At 75.1% G+C, this 16,994-nt stretch carries 14 protein-coding genes and 1 pseudogene; 3 read left to right on the plus strand and 12 right to left on the minus strand.

Annotated elements, in window-relative coordinates:
• Nucleotides 1-36 precede the first annotated feature (36 nt).
• From JD77_RS21370 to JD77_RS21390, 5 genes are read right to left on the minus strand one after another with little or no spacing between them, the layout of a single operon-like run.
• Entirely contained in the window at nt 37-1,239 is a 1,203-nt protein-coding gene (locus JD77_RS21370) for a glycosyltransferase (RefSeq protein WP_145775886.1), read from the minus strand.
• The gene (locus tag JD77_RS21375; protein WP_145775887.1) at nt 1,236-2,537 is read right to left on the minus strand and encodes a glycosyltransferase; all 1,302 of its coding nucleotides are present in this window, start codon (nt 2,535-2,537) and stop codon (nt 1,236-1,238) included. The genes JD77_RS21370 and JD77_RS21375 overlap by 4 nt, the downstream gene beginning before the upstream one ends.
• Complete coding sequence (locus JD77_RS21380; protein ID WP_145775888.1) at nt 2,534-3,181, minus strand: NeuD/PglB/VioB family sugar acetyltransferase; 648 nt, start codon at nt 3,179-3,181, stop codon at nt 2,534-2,536. The genes JD77_RS21375 and JD77_RS21380 overlap by 4 nt, the downstream gene beginning before the upstream one ends.
• Nucleotides 3,178-3,843: a sugar transferase gene (locus JD77_RS21385; protein WP_145775889.1), complete on the minus strand. Its 666-nt coding sequence runs from the start codon at nt 3,841-3,843 to the stop codon at nt 3,178-3,180. Before JD77_RS21385 ends, JD77_RS21380 begins: the two co-directional genes overlap by 4 nt.
• Nucleotides 3,840-4,973, minus strand: coding sequence for a DegT/DnrJ/EryC1/StrS family aminotransferase (locus tag JD77_RS21390; protein ID WP_145775890.1), 1,134 nt, complete (start codon nt 4,971-4,973; stop codon nt 3,840-3,842). The genes JD77_RS21385 and JD77_RS21390 overlap by 4 nt, the downstream gene beginning before the upstream one ends.
• 231 nt (nt 4,974-5,204) lie before the next feature.
• On the opposite strand from JD77_RS21390, the gene JD77_RS34810 reads away from it, so the two are divergent.
• Together JD77_RS34810 and JD77_RS21395 are read left to right on the plus strand one after the other, a co-directional pair.
• A complete protein-coding gene (locus tag JD77_RS34810) occupies nt 5,205-5,336 on the plus strand; it encodes a hypothetical protein (protein WP_281292109.1) in 132 nt (43 codons plus the stop codon).
• The gene (locus JD77_RS21395; protein WP_246140819.1) at nt 5,294-6,169 is read left to right on the plus strand and encodes a DUF389 domain-containing protein; all 876 of its coding nucleotides are present in this window, start codon (nt 5,294-5,296) and stop codon (nt 6,167-6,169) included. The genes JD77_RS34810 and JD77_RS21395 overlap by 43 nt, the downstream gene beginning before the upstream one ends.
• On the opposite strand, the gene JD77_RS32275 is transcribed toward JD77_RS21395, so the two are convergent.
• From JD77_RS32275 to yidD, 3 genes and pseudogenes are all read right to left on the minus strand, one after another.
• Nucleotides 6,132-6,587: a hypothetical protein gene (locus JD77_RS32275; protein WP_170286506.1), complete on the minus strand. Its 456-nt coding sequence runs from the start codon at nt 6,585-6,587 to the stop codon at nt 6,132-6,134. The two genes, JD77_RS21395 and JD77_RS32275, sit on opposite strands and share 38 nt — an antisense overlap.
• A gap of 226 nt (nt 6,588-6,813) precedes the next feature.
• Nucleotides 6,814-9,212 (minus strand): annotated as a pseudogene (locus JD77_RS21400) (Tex family protein).
• 124 nt (nt 9,213-9,336) lie between these two features.
• Complete coding sequence (gene yidD / locus JD77_RS21405; protein WP_145775891.1) at nt 9,337-9,891, minus strand: membrane protein insertion efficiency factor YidD; 555 nt, start codon at nt 9,889-9,891, stop codon at nt 9,337-9,339.
• Nucleotides 9,892-9,968: 77 nt separating this feature from the next.
• On the opposite strand from yidD, the gene JD77_RS21410 reads away from it, so the two are divergent.
• Complete coding sequence (locus tag JD77_RS21410) at nt 9,969-11,480, plus strand: deoxyguanosinetriphosphate triphosphohydrolase family protein (RefSeq protein ID WP_145775892.1); 1,512 nt, start codon at nt 9,969-9,971, stop codon at nt 11,478-11,480.
• A gap of 7 nt (nt 11,481-11,487) precedes the next feature.
• Here the strand turns inward: JD77_RS21410 and JD77_RS21415 are convergent, their stop codons facing one another.
• The 4 genes from JD77_RS21415 to JD77_RS21435 all read right to left on the minus strand — a co-directional run bounded on the left by JD77_RS21415 (nt 11,488) and on the right by JD77_RS21435 (nt 16,639).
• Nucleotides 11,488-12,630: an MBL fold metallo-hydrolase gene (locus JD77_RS21415; RefSeq protein WP_145775893.1), complete on the minus strand. Its 1,143-nt coding sequence runs from the start codon at nt 12,628-12,630 to the stop codon at nt 11,488-11,490.
• Between the two features lie 124 nt (nt 12,631-12,754).
• Nucleotides 12,755-13,753 carry a serine hydrolase gene (locus JD77_RS21420; protein ID WP_145775894.1) on the minus strand — a complete coding sequence of 333 codons (999 nt, stop codon included), beginning with the start codon at nt 13,751-13,753 and terminating at the stop codon, nt 12,755-12,757.
• A 79-nt stretch (nt 13,754-13,832) separates the two neighbouring features.
• Nucleotides 13,833-15,017 (minus strand): zinc-dependent alcohol dehydrogenase, encoded by a 1,185-nt coding sequence (locus JD77_RS21425; RefSeq protein WP_145775895.1) that lies wholly within the window; start codon nt 15,015-15,017, stop codon nt 13,833-13,835.
• A gap of 299 nt (nt 15,018-15,316) precedes the next feature.
• The gene (locus tag JD77_RS21435; RefSeq protein WP_145773015.1) at nt 15,317-16,639 is read right to left on the minus strand and encodes an IS110 family RNA-guided transposase; all 1,323 of its coding nucleotides are present in this window, start codon (nt 16,637-16,639) and stop codon (nt 15,317-15,319) included.
• Nucleotides 16,640-16,994: the final 355 nt, after the last annotated feature.

The following is a 16,994-nucleotide window of genomic DNA, read 5'->3' on the forward strand; positions in this document are numbered from 1 at the left end:
CGGAAGTGTCGGACAGGGTCGGCCGGCGCGGCCGGGTCAGCGGGAGCGGACCAGGCCCTTGCGTGTGGTCGCGTCCCGCACGCTGCGGTAGAACGCCTCGCGCCGGGGTTGCAGGACGTCCCGGGAGTACGCCCGTGCCCGCGCCAGGTTCCGGCCCGAGGCGGCGGTCAGGCGCTCCGGGTCGCCCAGCATCGCGGCGACCGCGTCGGCCAGCGCCGCCGGGTCGCCCGGCGGTACGAGGTCCTCCGGCGCGAGCAGCTCCGGTATGCCGCCCACGCTGGTGCCCAGGGCCGGCAGCCCGCGGGCCATCGCCTCGATCAGCGCCCGGGGCAGGCCCTCGGTGCGCGACGGCATGACGAACAGGTCGGCCGCGTCCAGCCGCCGGTGCAGCGGCTCGCCGGGCGGGCACCAGCCCAGGAACGTCACCCGGTCGGCGACGCCGGCCCGCCGGGCCAGGTCCGCCAGGCGCGGCTGGTAGCGGCCGGTCCCCACGTGCGCGAGCCGCACCGGGCGGCCGGCGGCGGTCAGCCGGGCCAGCGCGTCGATCAGCACGTCCACGCCCTTGTACAGCTGGTCCATCGTGCCGACCGTGACGAGCGTGGCCTCGGTCCCCACCGGCACGGCGCCGCGCCGCGGCTGCGCGACGAAGGCGGTGGGCGGCAGGTCGATGCTGGACGCGGCCGTCGTCGGTACGCCGGGCCGGGCCGGGTAGCGCGACTGCAGATGCGCGCGGGTCACGTAGGACACCGCGACGGCGGCGGCGCACTCGTCGCGCAGCCGGGCGGCGAAGCGCCGGCGCAGCAGGGGCCGCAGCGGGTGACCGACGACCCCGGGCGCGAACACGTCGTACGGGTCGGCGACCACCTCCAGCCCGTACGGCAGGCGCCGGCGGTCGCGCCCGGCGGCCAGCAGGGTGCCGATCGCGGACGGGACGCGCAGGATCACCGCGTCCCGGTCGTCCGCGGCCTCGGCGACGGCCTCGGCGACCGCCCGCCGCGCCGCCAGGTACTGCCGCGGCCCGACGTAGTACGGCAGCGGCCACACCCCGACCCGGTCCCCGTCGACCCGGCGCGCGGTCTCGCCGGCGCGGTCGGTGTCCTGCACCCGGGCCACCACCCGCACCTCGTCGAACACGCTGAGGTAGCGGGTCCAGAACCCGTGGTCGGGCCCGTCGGGCGTCCACACCGCCCCGTCCGGGGTGCGGCGGAAGCGGGCCTCGGAGGTGACGACGACCCTCATCCGCGCCACCCGCCGGCCGCGACGTCCTCGATGATGTCCGCCACCCGGACGGCCGAGTCGCGGTTGTCGAACCGCTCCACCATCAGCCGGCGGGCCGCCCGCCCCCGCTCCGGCAGCCGGCCGGCCGTGAACTCCCGGTACGCGGCCGACAGCGCGTCGGTCAGCGCCGCCACGTCGTCCGTCGGGACGACCCAGCCGCAGCGCTCGTCGACGGTCTCGGGCAGGCCGCCGGCCTCGCTGACGATGCTCGGCACCGCCATCGCGCCCGCCTCGACGGCCGCCCCGTGGCTCTCGCCCAGCGACGGGCTCACGCTGACGTCGGCCGCGGCGTACCACGGCCGGACGTCCTCGATAGTCTCCAGCCAGGTGATGCCGGGGTCGCCGGCGACGCGGAACCGGTCGATCAGCTCGCGGCGGTGGGCCGCGCCCGCCTCGCCCCAGCCTCCGCCGACCACCAGCAGGTGCGCCCGCGGGTGCCGCTCGCGGAACCGGCGCCACGCCGGGAACAGCACGTCGTGGCCCTTGATCCCGCGGCCGGCGTTGATCAGCCGGATCGGCGGGTAGACGTAGGCGACCAGCACGGCCAGGAACGTGTCGTCGCCGATGCCCAGCTCGGCCCGGGCCTTCGCCCGCGCGTCCGCGTGCGCCCGCCGGTCGAAGTCGACGCCGTCGCCGGGTTCCGCCGGGACCGTCCAGTCCGGCCGGTGCCGGTCGGTGTTCACCCCGTACGTGGCCACCGGGCGCCGCCGGGGCGGGCAGCCCAGCTCCCCGTACCGCTCCGACGCGTGCCGGCAGCCGCAGATGACCACGTCGTCGAGGCGCCACAGCAGGCGCTCGAAGGGGCGGATCAGCGGGGACTCCAGGTACAGCGGCCCGGCGACCATGTGCACCCGGCGCAGCGCCATGCCGAGGGTGGCGAACCGGCCCGCGAACGCGGAGGCGAGCAGGTGGTAGTGCAGCACGTCCGGGGCGAGCCGGCGCAGCAGCCGCCGCAGGCCCAGCAGACCGCGCAGGCTGCCCGGGCCGACCCGGAAGTCGAACGGCGACTCCTCGACAGGTACGCCCCGCCGCCGCAACTCGGCCGTGAGCCGGCCCTCGCCGCCAGGCAGCACGACCACCACCTGGTGCCCGCGTCCGATCAGCTCCTGGACCTGCGGCAGGATCCACATTCCGCCGCTGTTGGTCTTGAGCAGCACGGCGACCCGCAGCCGCCGCGCGGCGGTGGGGCCGCCCCCGACGGCCGGCGTTCGCTCCGGCGTGGCGCGTCGTCGTGGCCGTCCTGTGGCGTCGGCGATCATCGAGCGGGTACCCCCTTCACAACGGTGTGCGGTGGGACGTCCCGGACGACGCAGGCGGCGGCGCCGACCGTGGCGTGGGCGCCGACGCGGCGGCCCTCCAGCACCACGGCCCCGGCGCCGACCAGCGCGCCGCTGTCGATGCGGCAGTTGCCCGAGACGGCGGCGAGGGGGTTGACCGAGACGAGGTCGCCGAGCACGCAGTCGTGCCCGACGGTGACGTTCTGGTTGAGGTGCACGTGCCGGCCCATGGTCACGTTCGTGGTGACCCGCGCCCCGGGGAAGACCAGCAGGCCCTCGCCGTGGCGGGCGTCGGGGCCGACCGTGGCGTCCGGGTGCACCAGGTCCGCCGCCGGCAGGCCGTACGCGTCGAGCCGCTCGACGACCGCGCGCCGGGCCGCCGGGGCCCCGATGCCCACCGCGACGTGGGTACGCGGCGGCAGCGCCGCGAGCACCGTCGTGGGGCCGAGGTACGCGTGCCCGAGCCGGGCGACCCGCTTGCGGTTGACGTCGCTGGGCGCGTCGTCGACGAAGCCGAGCACCCGCCAGGCCGGCCCGGCGGCGGACGCCCGGTTGACCGCCTCGATGATGCCGAGCACCTCCCGGCCGTGGCCGCCGCAACCGACCACGACGACGTCCGCGCTCATGCGGTACGCCCCTCGCCGGCCCCGACCCCGGCGCCGACCACGGCGGGCGCCCTGCTGCCGCGGAACTCGTGGGCCGTCACGCTGCCCGGCGCCGTGATGCCCTCCCGGCGCAGCACCACCACCACGGTCCGGGCGAGGATGCCTAGGTCCAGCAGGAAGCCGCGGTTGTCGACGTACCAGACGTCGTAGGCGAAGCGGCGGTCCCAGGTCAGCGCGTTGCGGCCGTTCACCTGCTGCAGGCCGGTCACGCCGGGGCGCACCTCGTGCCGGCGGAACTGCTGCGGGGTGTAGCGGTCGAGATAGGACGGCAGCAGCGGGCGCGGCCCGACCAGGCTCATGTCGCCGCGCAGCACGTTCCACAGGGTCGGCAGCTCGTCGAGGCTCGTCGCCCGCAGCCACGCGCCCAGCGGCGTGAGCCGGGCGGCGTCGGTGGCCGGCCCGTCGGTGTGTCCGGGAACCGTCATGGACCGGAACTTGACCAGGTCGAACAGCCGCGCGTGGCGGCCCGGGCGCGGCTGCCGAAACAGCACGGGCCGGCCCATCGTCACCATGATCGCGACGGCGACGGCGAGTATGACGGGCGTGGCCAGCACGAGGCACACGGCGGCGACGACGACGTCGAGGACGCGCTTGGCGCCCTCGTACGCGCGGCAAGCCGTCATCGGCGCCCCTCCAGGAACTCCTCGACGGCGGTGAACAGGCGGTCGGCGTCGCCGCCTGCCAACCCGGAGCCGCTGGGCAGCGAGACGCTCGTGGCGAAGAGCCGGTCGGCCGCCCCGGTGAGCGCGGCCGGCCGCCCCGCGTACACGGGCTGCCGGTGCATCGGCTTCCACATCGGACGGGTCTCGATGTCCCGGGCGGCCAGGTGCCGGCCGAGCTGCGCGGCGTCCCACCCGGCGGCGTCCGGGTCCACGACGAGCGAGGTGAGCCAGCAGTTGGAGCCGGCGTCGCCGTCGCCGAGGATCCGGGCGCCGGGCACGGCGGCGAACAGCTTCGCGTACCGCTCCCGGAGCGCGCGCCGCCGGTCGATCATCTGGTCGAGCCGGCGCAACTGGGCCCGCCCGAGCGCGGCCAGCACGTTGCTCAGCCGGTAGTTGTAGCCGACATCGCGGTGCTCGTAGTGGGCGACCGGCTCGCGGGCCTGCGAGGAGAGGTGCCGGCACCGGGCGACGAGGTCGGCGTCCTCCGAGACCACCATGCCGCCGCAGGACGTCGTCATGATCTTGTTGTGGCTGAACGAGAAGATGCCGACCCGGCCGAACGACCCCGCCGCGCGTCCCCGCCGCGTGGCGCCGAGGGCCTGCGCCGCGTCCTCCACCATCGGTACGCCGGCGTCCGCGCAGATCGGCAGCAGCCGCTCGTAGTCGGCGCACGACCCGTTGATGTCCACCGTCATGACGGCGGCGACGCGTTCACCCGCGGCGCGCAGCCGGTCGAGCAGCGCCGGCAGCAGTTCCACGTCGAGGTTGCCGGAGGCGGGCTCGCAGTCGACGAAGACCGGGCTGGCCCCCGTGTACGCCACGGCGTTGGCCGTGGCCGCGAACGTCAGGGTCGGCACCACCACGACCGTGCCCGGGCCCGCGCCCACCGCGAGGAGGGCGAGGTGCAGCGCGGCGGTTCCCGAGCTGACCGCCAGAGCGTGGGCGGTGCCGACCCGCCCGGCCACCTCCCGTTCGAAGTGCCGGATCTCCGGCCCGTCCGGGTCGAACCGTCCGGAGCGGACGGCGCGCAGCACGTATGCCTCCTCCAGAGGGCTCAGGTCGGGCGGGGACAGAAAGATGGTTCCGCTCATGTGGGGGACACCCTCCGGTCGGCGGGCCGTCGGTCTGCGGCCCGGGGACGGCAGGACCGCGACACGTTCCTGGCTCTCCGGGCTGATCGCGTGATAAATCGACAAATGGGTTCTATCAGAGGTTGAACGACCGGATGACCGTTTTGGACGCTCCTGCCTCGCGCACGCGGTCGCGTCCGGGGCGTTAGAGTGCTGCGGGCCACACCGACGACGGGCGAGGGGAGCCGGTCCGTGCTGCACCTGAGGGTGATCGCCCCGCCCGACCAGTCAGCGGCGGTGGCCGACCTGCTGGGCGCGCCGACCCGGGGGTCACCCACCTGGTGGTGCTTCCCGGCGCGGCCCGGCTACCCCGGGGCGACCTGATCCTCTGCGACGTGGTCCGCGAGCGGGCCGACAACGTGCTGCGCGGGCTGCAGGAACTGGGCGTGGAGGCGCGCGGCGGGATCGCCGCCGACGACGTGGAGCTCACCCTCTCCACCGCCGCCGAGCGGGCCGCCGAGGAGGCGCCGGGCAGCGGCGCGGACGCCGTGGTCTGGGACGAGGTCGCGGCGAAGACGGGCGAGCAGACGGAGCTGTCCGCCACCTATCTGGTGCTCATCGTGGTGGCGACCATGATCGCCGGTATCGGGGTGCTGCTCGACCAGCCCATCCTGATCGTCGGCGCCATGGTGGTCGGCCCCGAGTTCGGCCCGCTCGCCGCGCTCTGCGTGGCGCTGCTGCGGCGTAAGCCGGCGACCGTCGTCCGGTCGGTGCAGGCCCTCGTGGCGGGTTTCCTGGCCGCCATGCTCGCCACGGTGGTCAGCACCTGGGCGCTCACCGCCGCCGGCCTGGTCCACCGGGGCATGCTGCTGGCCGAGCGGCCGCTGACCGACTTCATCTGGCGCCCGGACGCGCTGTCCTGGGTGGTCGGCCTGCTGGCCGGGGTCGCCGGGATGCTCTCGCTGACCTCCAAGAAGTCCGGCGCCCTGGTCGGGGTCCTGATCTCGGTCACCACCGTGCCGGCCGCCGCGAACGTCGCCGTCGCCGCCGCGTACGGGGTGTGGCACGAGGCGGGCGGCTCGGCGGTCCAGTTGCTGATCAACCTGTGCGCGATCGTGCTCGCCGGGCTGGCCACCCTCGCGGTGCAGCAGGTCTGGTGGTGGCACGTGGGCCGGCGGGTCAGGCGCCGGGCCCCGGCCGAGGTCGCCGTGCGCTGAACTCGTCCAGCCGGCGGGCGAGCATCTCGCGCAGCGGCAGGGACTCGCCGTCCCGGCCGCCCTCGCCGACGACCAGGGGCGCGGGGCCGGGCGGCGGGTCGGCCCCGAGGACGCGGGCGCGCAGGCTGGCCGGCACGGTCAGCTGGTACCACCGGCCGGCCGTGTCCACGGCACGGGTGCGGGCCCGGTCGACGTACCAGCCCGTGAGCCTGGTGCGGTAGCGGCCGCGGCCCGCGTACGGCACGGCGGTGAGCCGGGTGGGCCGCAGCCCGCGCCGGGTCGCCTCCGCCACGAACCACGCCACGAGCCGCGCGGCCTCGGCGTGCTCGGCCGCCCGCCGCCGCTCGTCGGCCTCGGCGTGCGCCCGCACCGCCCGCCGCTGCCGCTCCCGCCACGCGGGGCCGTCGTCCGCACCCATACCCGCGACGGTACGCCCACCCGGCCCCCTCGACACCGGAGGCGAGGCACCACCGCAAGGGCGCCGCCCATGGGCCACCACGGGCAGCGACCGCGCCCGGGAGGCGCCACGGGCAGCGACCGCGCCCGGGAGGCGCCACGGGCAGCGACCGCGCCCGGGAGGCGCCACCGGCAGCGACCGCGCCCGGGAGCCGAGCGCGTCGCTGCCGGAGGACGCCGCGCCGCCGTCAGGCGAGGCCGGCGCGGCGCAGCGCGTCCGCCATCGCCCCGTTGGCCGGCGGCGGGGTTCCGCCGCCCCGGCCCGGCCGCTGCTGCGGGCCGCCCCGCGAGCCGCCGCGCGCCTGGCCGCCCCGGCCGCCGCCCCGCTCGCCGGGCTGCTCGCCGCGGGGCCGCCGCGCTCGCGCCGGCCGCCGTCGCCGCCCCGGCCGGCACCGGGCTCGGCGTCGTCCTCCAGCCGCAGGGTCAGCGAGATCCGCTTGCGCGGCACGTCGACGTCGAGCACCTTGACCCGGACCACGTCGCCGGACTTCACCACGTCGCGCGGATCCTTGACGAACGTCCGCGACATCGCCGAGACGTGGACCAGGCCGTCCTGGTGCACGCCCACGTCCACGAACGCGCCGAACGCCGCGACGTTGGTGACCACGCCCTCCAGGATCATGCCGGGGGTCAGGTCACCGATCGTCTCCACGCCCTCGACGAACGTCGCCGTCCGGAACTCCGGGCGCGGGTCGCGGCCCGGCTTCTCCAACTCGGCCAGGATGTCGGTCACGGTGGGCAGGCCGAACGTGTCGTCGACGAAGTCGGTGGCCCGCAGCCCGCGCAGGATGGCGCTCTGCCCGATCAGCGCGCGCACGTCCCGCCCGGTGTGGGCCAGGATCCGCCGCACCACCGGGTACGCCTCGGGGTGCACGCTCGACGAGTCGAGCGGGTCGTCGCCGCCGGGGATGCGCAGGAAGCCCGCGCACTGCTCGAACGCCTTCGGGCCGAGCCGGGGCACCTTGCGCAGGTCGGCCCGGGTGCGGAACGGGCCGTTGGCGTCCCGGTGCAGCACGATGTTCTCCGCCAGCCCCGCGCCGATGCCCGACACCCGGGTCAGCAGCGGCGCCGACGCCGTGTTGACGTCCACCCCGACGGCGTTCACGCAGTCCTCGACCACCGCGTCCAGTGAGCGGGAGAGCTTCACCTCGGACAGGTCGTGCTGGTACTGCCCCACGCCGATCGAGCGGGGGTCGATCTTGACCAGCTCGGCGAGCGGGTCCTGGAGCCGGCGGGCGATGGAGACCGCGCCGCGCAGCGACACGTCCAGGCCCGGCAGCTCCTGGGAGGCGTACGCGGAGGCGGAGTAGACCGAGGCGCCGGCCTCGGAGACCACCACCTTCGTCAGCTTCAGCTCCGGGTGCCGCTTGATCAGGTCGCCGGCCAGCTTGTCCGTCTCCCGGCTGGCGGTGCCGTTGCCGATGGCGACCAGCTCGACCCCGTGCGCCGCGGCCAGCCTCGCCAGCGTGCTTATCGAGGCGTCCCACTGCCGGCGCGGCTCGTGCGGGTAGATCGTGTCGGTGGCCACCACCTTGCCGGTCGCGTCGACCACGGCGACCTTGACCCCGGTACGCAGGCCCGGGTCCAGCCCCATCGTCGGCCGGGCGCCGGCCGGCGCGGCGAGCAGCAGGTCGCGCAGGTTCGTGGCGAACACCCGCACCGCCTCCTCCTCGGCCGCCTGCCACAGCCGCATCCGCAGGTCGGCGCCGAGGTGGATGAGGATGCGCGTGCGCCAGGCCCAGCGCACGGTGTCGGCCAGCCACCTGTCGGCCGGGCGGCCCTGGTCGGCGACGCCGAACCGGCCGGCGACGGCCGCCTCGTACCGGCTCGGCCCGGCGGCGACCGCGTCGGAGTCGCCCTCGGCCTCCGGGTCCATCGTCAGGTCGAGCACGCCCTCCTTCTCGCCCCGGAGCATCGCCAGGATCCGGTGCGAGGGGAGCTTCGGGTACGGCTCGGCGAAGTCGAAGTAGTCGGCGAACTTGGCCCCGGCCGACTCCTGGCCCTCGCGTACCCGCGACACCAGCCGGCCGCGCGACCACATCTGCTCGCGCAGCGTGCCGATCAGGTCGGCGTCCTCGGCGAAGCGCTCGATGAGGATCGCCCGCGCGCCGTCCAGCGCGGCGGCGGCGTCGGCCACCCCCCTGTCCGCGTCGACGTACCCGGCGGCGGCCGCCTTCGGCTCCTGCGTCGGGTCGGCCAGCAGCGCGTCGGCCAGCGGCTCCAGCCCGGCCTCGCGGGCGATCTGCGCCCGGGTCCGCCGCTTCGGCTTGTACGGCAGGTAGATGTCCTCCAGCCGGGACTTCGAGTCGGCCGCCATGATCTGCGCTTCGAGGGCCTCGTCCAGCTTGCCCTGGCTGCGGATGGACTCCAGCACCGCGGCGCGGCGTTCGTCCAGCTCGCGCAGGTAGCGCAGCCGCTCCTCGAGGGTGCGCAGCTGGGCGTCGTCGAGCAGGCCGGTGGCCTCCTTGCGATAGCGGGCGATGAACGGCACGGTGGCGCCGCCGTCGAGCAGCTCCACGGCCGCCCGGACCTGACGTTCGGCGACGCCGAGCTCGTCGGCGATCCGCTGGTGCACAGACTGGGTCACGACTTGATCCGCCTTCTCGGGTGGGTTCCGTCCTGCATTGTGCCGTCCGCCCCCGACGCCGCCGCCCTGACCCGCCCCCCGGCGCGTCGCCGCCCCGGGGCGCCGGAGACCGCGGCGAGGTCGGTCAGGGTAGCGGGTCGGCGGTTCCGAGCGGCACCCGCGGCCGGCAACGGCGCAGCCGGGCCGCCGCGAGTCGCCCGCCGACGGCCAGCCCGTACCGGTCGACGGCGGCAAGCCCGTACGCGCTGCAGGTCGGGGCGTACCGGCACTGCCCCGGCCAGCGGTGCGACAGCCAGCGGCGGTAGCCGCGGATCGCGGCGAGACCGGCCCGGTCCAGCGGTCCCGGCCGGCTGCCGGCCGTCCGCTCCGGGCTGCCGGCCGTCCGCTCCGGGCTGCCGGCCGTCCGCTCCGGGCTGCCGGGCGCTCGGCCGCCGGCGGCGCCCGCCGCGACGGCGCCGAGCGTGAGCAGGGTGGCGAAGAGCCCCAGGTCGCAGCAGCCCGGGCTGCTGCACGGGTCGTCGCCACAGGAGTCCAGGGCCCCCTTGCGGCCCTTGCAGCCGGGTCCCTGCCGACGCGCGCCGACCTCGCTGTGGCAGTGACCCGCGGCATGGCAGTGGGTCGGCTTGCGGCAGCGGCAGCGCCCCCGGCCGCCGGAGTGGCCGGCGCTGGTGATCTTCATGGTCGACATGATGCCCGGTCCGGGCCAGGCGTCCGGCCGGCCGGCGCGCTGTCAGGGAGAGATCCTAGGGTGACGGCATGGACCTTCCCGCTGACCCGCGGGCGCGGCGGCTGTTCGGCGGCAGCGCCCGGGCCCTCGGTGACCTCGCCGGCAGCCCGTTCCGCGCCGACCGGGACCGCATCGTCGCCTCGCCCTTCTTCGCCCGGCTCGGCGGGGTCACCCAGGTGGTCAGCCCCGGCGGGTCCGGCCTGCTCGTGCACAACCGGCTCACCCACAGCCTCAAGGTGGCCCAGGTGGCCCGGGCGATAGCCGAGCGGCTCACCGCCGACACGCGGTGGCGGGACCTGCTGGAGAAGCTCGGCGGCTGTGACCCGGACGTGGTGGAGGCCGCCGCGCTCGCCCACGACCTCGGGCACCCGCCGTTCGGGCACCTGGGGGAGCGGGTGCTCGACCGGCTGGCCCGGCAGCGGCTCGGCCTGGCCGACGGCTTCGAGGGCAACGCCCAGTCGTACCGGATCGTCACCAGCACGGAGATCCGCGGCGCGGCCACCACCGGGCTGGACCTGACCGCGGCGGTCCGGGCGGCCATGCTGAAGTACCCGTGGACGCGGCTGGACCACCCCGACCCCCACCCGCGCCACCTCGACCCGCCGCCGCGCGGCGCGGCCGCCCCGCCGGACGACCCCGACAGCGGCTCGGCGAAGTTCGGCGCGTACCGAACGGAGCTGACCGACCTGCGGCAGGCCCGGGAGCCGTTCGCCGGCCGGATCGCCGACTGGCAGCAGACCGTCGAGGCGTCGGTGATGGACACCGCCGACGACATCGCGTACGCCATCCACGACGTGGAGGACTTCTATCGGGTCGGGGTGCTCCAGCAGGGCGCGGTGGCCGCCGAGCTGATGGCCTGGCAGCGGGAGAACGGGCACTTCCGCGCGGTCACCGAGCCGGCCCTGGCCGGGGTCGCCCGCCGCCCCGGGGCGGCCATCGAGCGGCTGCGCCGGCAGCTGCACCGCAAGGACGGCTGGATCGCCGACGACGAGGCGTTCGCCGCCGCCGTCGAGCACGTCCGGCAGGAGCTGGTCGAGGGGCTGTTGGCGGTGCCGTTCGACGGCTCGATCGAGGCCGAGCAGTACGTGGCCCGGTTCTCCGCCCGGTGGACCACCCGGTTCGTGGACGCGATCACCGTCACCGACGCGCCGTCGGTGCGCTCCGGGCACGTGCTGCTCGCCCCGGCGCAGTGGCACGAGGTGCAGGTGCTCAAGTTCGTCCACCACCGGTTCGTGCTGGCCCGGCCGGACCTCGCCCTGCACCAGCGCGGGCAGGCCCGGCTGCTGGGCGCGCTGGTCGAGGCGCTGTGGGAGTGGCTGCTCGACCCGGAGGAGGAGTCCCGGCTGCCGCGCCGGCTGCACGACCTGGTGGAGCTGGCCGAGGCGGAGCTGCACCCGCGTACGCCGGACCGGATCGGCCGGGCGCGGGGGCGGGCGATCGTCGACTTCGTCGCCCAGCTCACCGACGGGCAGGCGGTGGCCATGCTCGACGCGCTCTCCGGTCGCTCCGGCGCGCTCTGGACGGACGCGTTCGTGCTCTGAGGAATGCTCAGGCGACCGCCTGCCACCAGCCGTCGACCGGGGGCGGGTCGTCCACCACGACCCGCTCGCCGGGGCGCGGCACGGCGAGCCGCACGTCGCGGGCCTTCGCCTCGGCCCACAGCCGGTCCACCGGCTCCGACCAGTCGTGCAGGGCCAGGTTGAACGTCGCCCAGTGCACCGGGACGAACAGACCGCCGCGCAGGTCGAGGTGGGCGGCGACGGCCTCCTCCGGGAACATGTGGATGCCCGGCCACGCGCGGTCGTACGCGCCGATCTGCATCAGCGTGACGTCGAACGGGCCGTGCTCCGCGCCGATCTCGGCGTACCCGTCGAAGTAGCCCGAGTCGCCGGTGTAGAAGACCCGCCGGTGCGGGCCGGCCACCACCCAGGAGCTCCACAGCGTGCCGTCGCGGCGCAGCCCCCGGCCGGAGAAGTGCTGGGCGGCGGTGGCGGTGATCGTCAGCCCGCCCAGCCGGTGGCTCTCCGACCAGTCCAGCTCGACGACCCGGTGCTCCGGCACGCCCCACCGGTCCAGGTGCGCCCCGACGCCCAGCGGCACCACGAAGGGCGCGGACTGCCGGGCCGTCAACTCCCGCACGGTGGCCATGTCGAGGTGGTCGTAGTGGTCGTGGGAGATCAGGATGGCATCGACGGCGGGCAGTTCGTGCAGGCCCACCGGCGGCTCGTGCAGCCGGCGCGGCCCGACCAGCGGCGACGGGGAGCACCGCTGGCTCCACACCGGGTCGAGCAGCACCCGGCGCCCCTCGATCTCGATCAGCGTGGAGGCGTGGCCGTACCAGACGACGTTGAGCTCGCGGCCGTCGTCGGCGGCGGGCGCGTCGGCCGGGCGCAGCAGCGGCACCGCCGTGCTCGGCCGGCGCTTCTGCTTGCCGAAGATCAGCTCCCGGACCAGGTCGCGGCCAGCCACGCCCGGCATCGAGCGGGAACCGGGCCGGTTGTGGAAGGTGCCGCCGCGGAACTGGGGCGAGCGGGCCGCCCGCTCGGCGCGGGCCCCGGTGAGCCGGCCGCCCAGCGCCGCCGGCACGTCCCGGGCCACCCAGGCCAGGCCGGCGACCGCGGCCAGCCCGGCCACCCCGCGCAGCCGCCGCGTGAGCGCCCGTTGCCCGCCCCGCCCCGCTGGTTCCGCCATGGTCGCGCGCCCCCTTCAGCCGGTCGTCCGCCAGTACACGGTAGGCCACCGGCGCACCCGTCGGGCCGTCCCCGCCCGGGCCGGCGTCGGGAGCCGGCCCGGGCGGGTGCGACGCGGGCCCGGGTCAGCCGCCGTTGCTGGGGCGGTGCGCCGGCGCGCGATGGGTGCGCCCCGTGCCGGCGAGCCCGTCGACCGCGGTCAGGAAGCGGCGGCCCATCCGGGCCCGGGCCTGCACGGCGGGATGGGTCGCGCCGAAGTCGTCCGCGCGGGCCTGGCCGTCGGCGAACAGGGCGTACGTGAGCACCGGCGCGCCGGCCGCGTCGAACATCACCCCGGCCTCCTGCCGGGCGCTGCCGAACCAGCCCGCCTTGGTGCCGATCCGGGCGCGCTCGGCCGAGGACATCTCGCGCCGGATGCCGTCGGTGAACGCGATGGGGGAGCGCAGCAGGTTGAGCAGGAACGACGTCGAGGCGGGCGAGAGCAGCGTGCCGGCCACCAGCGCGCGGAGCAGGTCGTGGGTCTCCCGCGGGGTGCTGGTGCCCAGATAGAACCGGTTGGGATTGGCGACCGGCTCCACCTGCGTGTTCGGGAAGCCCTTCGCCACGAGGATCTGGTTCAGCTCGGCGGCCGGGCAGACCAGGCCGCAGAGCCGCACGGCGGTGTCGTCGGAGACGGTGAGCAGGGCCGCCAGCGCGTGCCCGAGGGTGACGCTGCTCGGGTACGCGCCGTCGAGGCTGAAGATGCCGTCTCCGCCCGGCACCACGATCGAGGCCGTGACGTCGACCCGTTGGCTGAGCGTCAGCAGCCCCCGGTCCACCTTGTCCAGCACCGCCGTGGCCACCGCGACCTTGTTGACGCTGTATGCCTGGAGCACGACGTTCGACTCGTCGGCGACGGCCACCTGCGGCGGGCCCGCCGGGTCGGCGACACTGACGTACGCCCGCCAGCTGCCCCCCGCGAGCGCTGTCTCCTGGGCGTACGCGGCGGCCACCTGGTCGGCGGCCTGCCGGGGTGTGGTGGCGGTCGCGGCGGCGGACGCCGGCCCGGCGGTGCCGAGCACCGCCCCGGCCGTGGCCACCGTTCCGAATCCCAGCGCGGTCCTGCGGTTCACCCGGATGGTCAATCGTCTCTCCCGTCGATGGATGCGGATCACTGTTCCCGCCACCCTAGGCGAAGAGACTGCGGTGCGTGTGCCCCCGACCTCACGGAGCGAGCACCACCTTGACACAGCCGTCCTGCTTCTTCTGGAACATCTCGTACGCCTCCGGCGCGCGCGCCAGCGGCACCCGGTGGGTACGGAGGTCCGCCACGCCCAGCGGGTCGTCGTCGCCGGAGAGCAGCGGCATGATCTCGTCGGTCCACCGCCGCACGTGGCACTGCCCCATCCGCACCTGCACGCCCCGGTCGAACATCTCCATCAGCGGCAGCGGGTCGACCTCCCCGCCGTACACCCCGGAGATCGAGACCGTGCCGCCGCGCCGGACCGCCTTGAGCGCGGCCTTGAGCACGGTGAGCCGGTCCACCCCGGCCCTGTCGACCATCGTCTGGGCCAGCCTGTCCGGCAGCAGGCCGGCGGCGGCCTGGGCGACCTTCCCGGCGGGGGACCCGTGCGCCTCCATGCCGACCGCGTCGATCACCGCGTCCGGGCCGCGCCCGTCCACCAGGTCGAGCAGCGCGCCCGGCACGTCGTCGAGCTGACCGACGTCCAGCGTCTCGATCCCGTGCCGGCGAGCCATCTCCAGCCGCTCCGGCACCAGGTCCAGACCGATCACCCGGCCCGCGCCGAGGTGCCGGCCGATGCGGGCGCTGAACTGCCCGACCGGTCCCAGCCCGAAGACGGCGAGGGTGCCGCCCGGCGGGGTGTCGGCGTATTTCACCGCCTGCCAGGCGGTGGGGAGGATGTCGGACAGGTACAGCCACTGCTCGTCCGGGCCGGTCTCCGGGACCTTGACCGGCCCGAACTCGGCGTGCGGCACCCGCAGGTACTCGGCCTGCCCGCCCGGGACGGAGCCGTACAGCGAGGTGTAGCCGAACAGCGCCGCCCCCTTGCCCTCGGCGCGGACCTGGGTGGTCTCGCACTGGGCGTAGAGCCGCCGGTCGCACATCCAGCACGAGCCGCAGGCGATGTTGAAGGGGACCACCACCCGGTCGCCGGGCCGCAGCCGGGTCACCCCCGGGCCGACCTCCTCGACGATCCCCATCGGCTCGTGCCCGAGGACGTCGCCGGGCTTCAGGTACGGCCCGAGCACCTCGTACAGGTGCAGGTCGGAACCGCAGATCGCGGTGGAGGTGATCCGGACGATGGCGTCCGTCGGCTCCTCGATGCGCGGGTCCGGTACCTCCTCGACGCGGACGTCGCGCCTGCCCTGCCACGTCACTGCCTTCATGCCCGCACGCCCCCTCTCCGCTGCCGCCCAGACACTGCTACCCCCGAAAGACCCGCCAAACCCGCCCACCCCACCCCGCCCCACCCCCACCCCGCCTCCCGCCCCGCCCCACCCCGCCCCGCCCCGCCCGCCCCGCCCGCCCGCCCCGCCCCGCCCGCCCCGCCCCGCCCCGCCCCGCCCCCGCCCCCGCCCCCGCCCCCCGCGATCTGACCGGTAAATGACCTGTACCACGACGGGTTTTGGGCGCGGTGGGCTGGCCCGGTGTTGATGGCCAGCCCGGGCGGGGTGGGGGTGTGGGGTCAGGTTGTCGGTTGCAGGGTGACGGTGTGGCCGAGGGCTTCGAGTTGCCGGACCAGGCTGTTGATCTTCCGGGTGGTGTTGATACGGCGTTCGTGGAAGTCGGCGCCGAGATCGTGGTAACGGGCGGTTGGGTCGTTGAGCAGGTGCCAGATGATCACGAGGATGGAGCGGGCGACGGCGACCTTGGCCTTGCCTTTGCCTCGACGTGTGACCAGACGCCGGTAGCGTTCGGACAGGAACGTTCCCTTGCCGCGGGCGACGGTGGCTGCGGCCATACCGAGGGCGCCTTTGAGGTACGGATTGCCTTTGCCTGTCTTGCCCGCGGTGAGGCTGGTACCGGACTGGATGGTGCGCGGACACAGCTTCGCCCAGGACACCAGGTGCGCCGCGGTGGGGAACCGTGTCATGTCCAGACCGATCTCGGCGATGATCAGTTGCGCGGACTCGGTGCTGATGCCCGGGATCTCGGCCAGGCGCCGCCGGGCGTCTGGCGCCGGGGTGTCGCCGTCGCCGCCGCCCGGCTGGGACGGTGGGTCGATGTCGTCGAGTATCTGCCCGATCCGTGTGGTGAGTTTCGCGATCTCGGTGTCGAGGCGGTCGATCTGGTCGAGCAGGATCCGGGCCAACTCGCCGTGATGGTCGTCGAAGCGGCCGGTGAGTGCCTCGATGAGGGCGTTGCGTTTGCGGCGCAGCGCTCCGTGGGCCAGCGAGGCGAGGGTCGCCGGATCACGTTGACCGGCGATCAACGCCTCAACCATGTCCCGCGTCGACACCGTCCGCAGGGTGGAGGCCACCGACGACACCTTGATCAGGGCGTCTTCAAGCAGTTTCTCCAACCTCGACCAGTAGCGGGTCCGGTCCCGGACCAGATCCACCCGCATCCGGGTGTAGTCACGCAACACCCGCACCGGAGCCGCAGGCACGAACGAGGGCCGCAACAGGCCCTTCTCGGTGAGCTTGGCCAACCACACCGCGTCCAGCTTGTCGGTCTTCGGCCGCCCGGGCACGTTCTTGACGTCACGGGCGTTGACCAACTGCACGTCCAACCCGGCTGCCTCGAACAGGTAGAACCAGATCCGCCAGTAGTCCGACGTGCTTTCCACGGTGACCTTCTCCACCCCCGCCGCCACCAGATCGGCGGCAAGGTCACTGACCGCGTTCGTGGTCGCCGTCACCTGCCACACCCGGCTCACCCGCCGCCCACCCGCGGCGGGTAGCCGGGTACACACCATCCCCGACTCCTTGGCCACATCGACCGCACACACCCGCTCCCAGACCTTCTCGCTGTCAGCGTCCGGGATCTCTTCGGGTAACCCGCGCATCCGCCCGCGTCCCTCCTCACCGTGATCGACCAGTGGGTAGGTCGCCCGGGGGCCTCGGTCGGGAACCGAAAATCTGACCGGCGTGCTCGAAGCAACAGTGCGTGACCCACAAGAGTCCGGGCCCCGGCGCCAGACTTGCAGACGGCCTCAACTAGACCAAGATCGATCGGCGTCGGCGGGCGACCTGTCCACCATTTTCACGCCTGCGAGGCGTCCCGAAAAGACCGGGTGACTTGCAGTTACTGCCCCGGCAAAAGGGATTAACGGCGCGGATCAAGGGCCGAAAGTGCAAGATCGGCGCGGCGGTGTGGGCGCCGCGGCGCGGCGGGGCGGGGCGGTGTGAACGGGCGTGGTG

It is taken from the genome of Micromonospora olivasterospora, from assembly GCF_007830265.1.
Lineage (GTDB): Bacteria > Actinomycetota > Actinomycetes > Mycobacteriales > Micromonosporaceae > Micromonospora > Micromonospora olivasterospora.

Bases quoted from the DNA above. Each gene is read 5' to 3' on its own strand.
- JD77_RS21370 (WP_145775886.1), bottom strand. From the start codon at position 1,239: ATGAGGGTCGTCGTCACCTCCGAGGCCCGCTTCCGCCGCACCCCGGAC.
- JD77_RS21375 (WP_145775887.1), bottom strand. From the start codon at position 2,537: ATGATCGCCGACGCCACAGGACGGCCACGACGACGCGCCACGCCGGAG.
- JD77_RS21380 (WP_145775888.1), bottom strand. From the start codon at position 3,181: ATGAGCGCGGACGTCGTCGTGGTCGGTTGCGGCGGCCACGGCCGGGAG.
- JD77_RS21385 (WP_145775889.1), bottom strand. From the start codon at position 3,843: ATGACGGCTTGCCGCGCGTACGAGGGCGCCAAGCGCGTCCTCGACGTC.
- JD77_RS21390 (WP_145775890.1), bottom strand. From the start codon at position 4,973: ATGAGCGGAACCATCTTTCTGTCCCCGCCCGACCTGAGCCCTCTGGAG.
- JD77_RS32275 (WP_170286506.1), bottom strand. From the start codon at position 6,587: ATGGGTGCGGACGACGGCCCCGCGTGGCGGGAGCGGCAGCGGCGGGCG.
- yidD (WP_145775891.1), bottom strand. From the start codon at position 9,891: ATGAAGATCACCAGCGCCGGCCACTCCGGCGGCCGGGGGCGCTGCCGC.
- JD77_RS21410 (WP_145775892.1), top strand. From the start codon at position 9,969: ATGGACCTTCCCGCTGACCCGCGGGCGCGGCGGCTGTTCGGCGGCAGC.
- JD77_RS21415 (WP_145775893.1), bottom strand. From the start codon at position 12,630: ATGGCGGAACCAGCGGGGCGGGGCGGGCAACGGGCGCTCACGCGGCGG.
- JD77_RS21425 (WP_145775895.1), bottom strand. From the start codon at position 15,017: ATGAAGGCAGTGACGTGGCAGGGCAGGCGCGACGTCCGCGTCGAGGAG.
- JD77_RS21435 (WP_145773015.1), bottom strand. From the start codon at position 16,639: ATGCGCGGGTTACCCGAAGAGATCCCGGACGCTGACAGCGAGAAGGTC.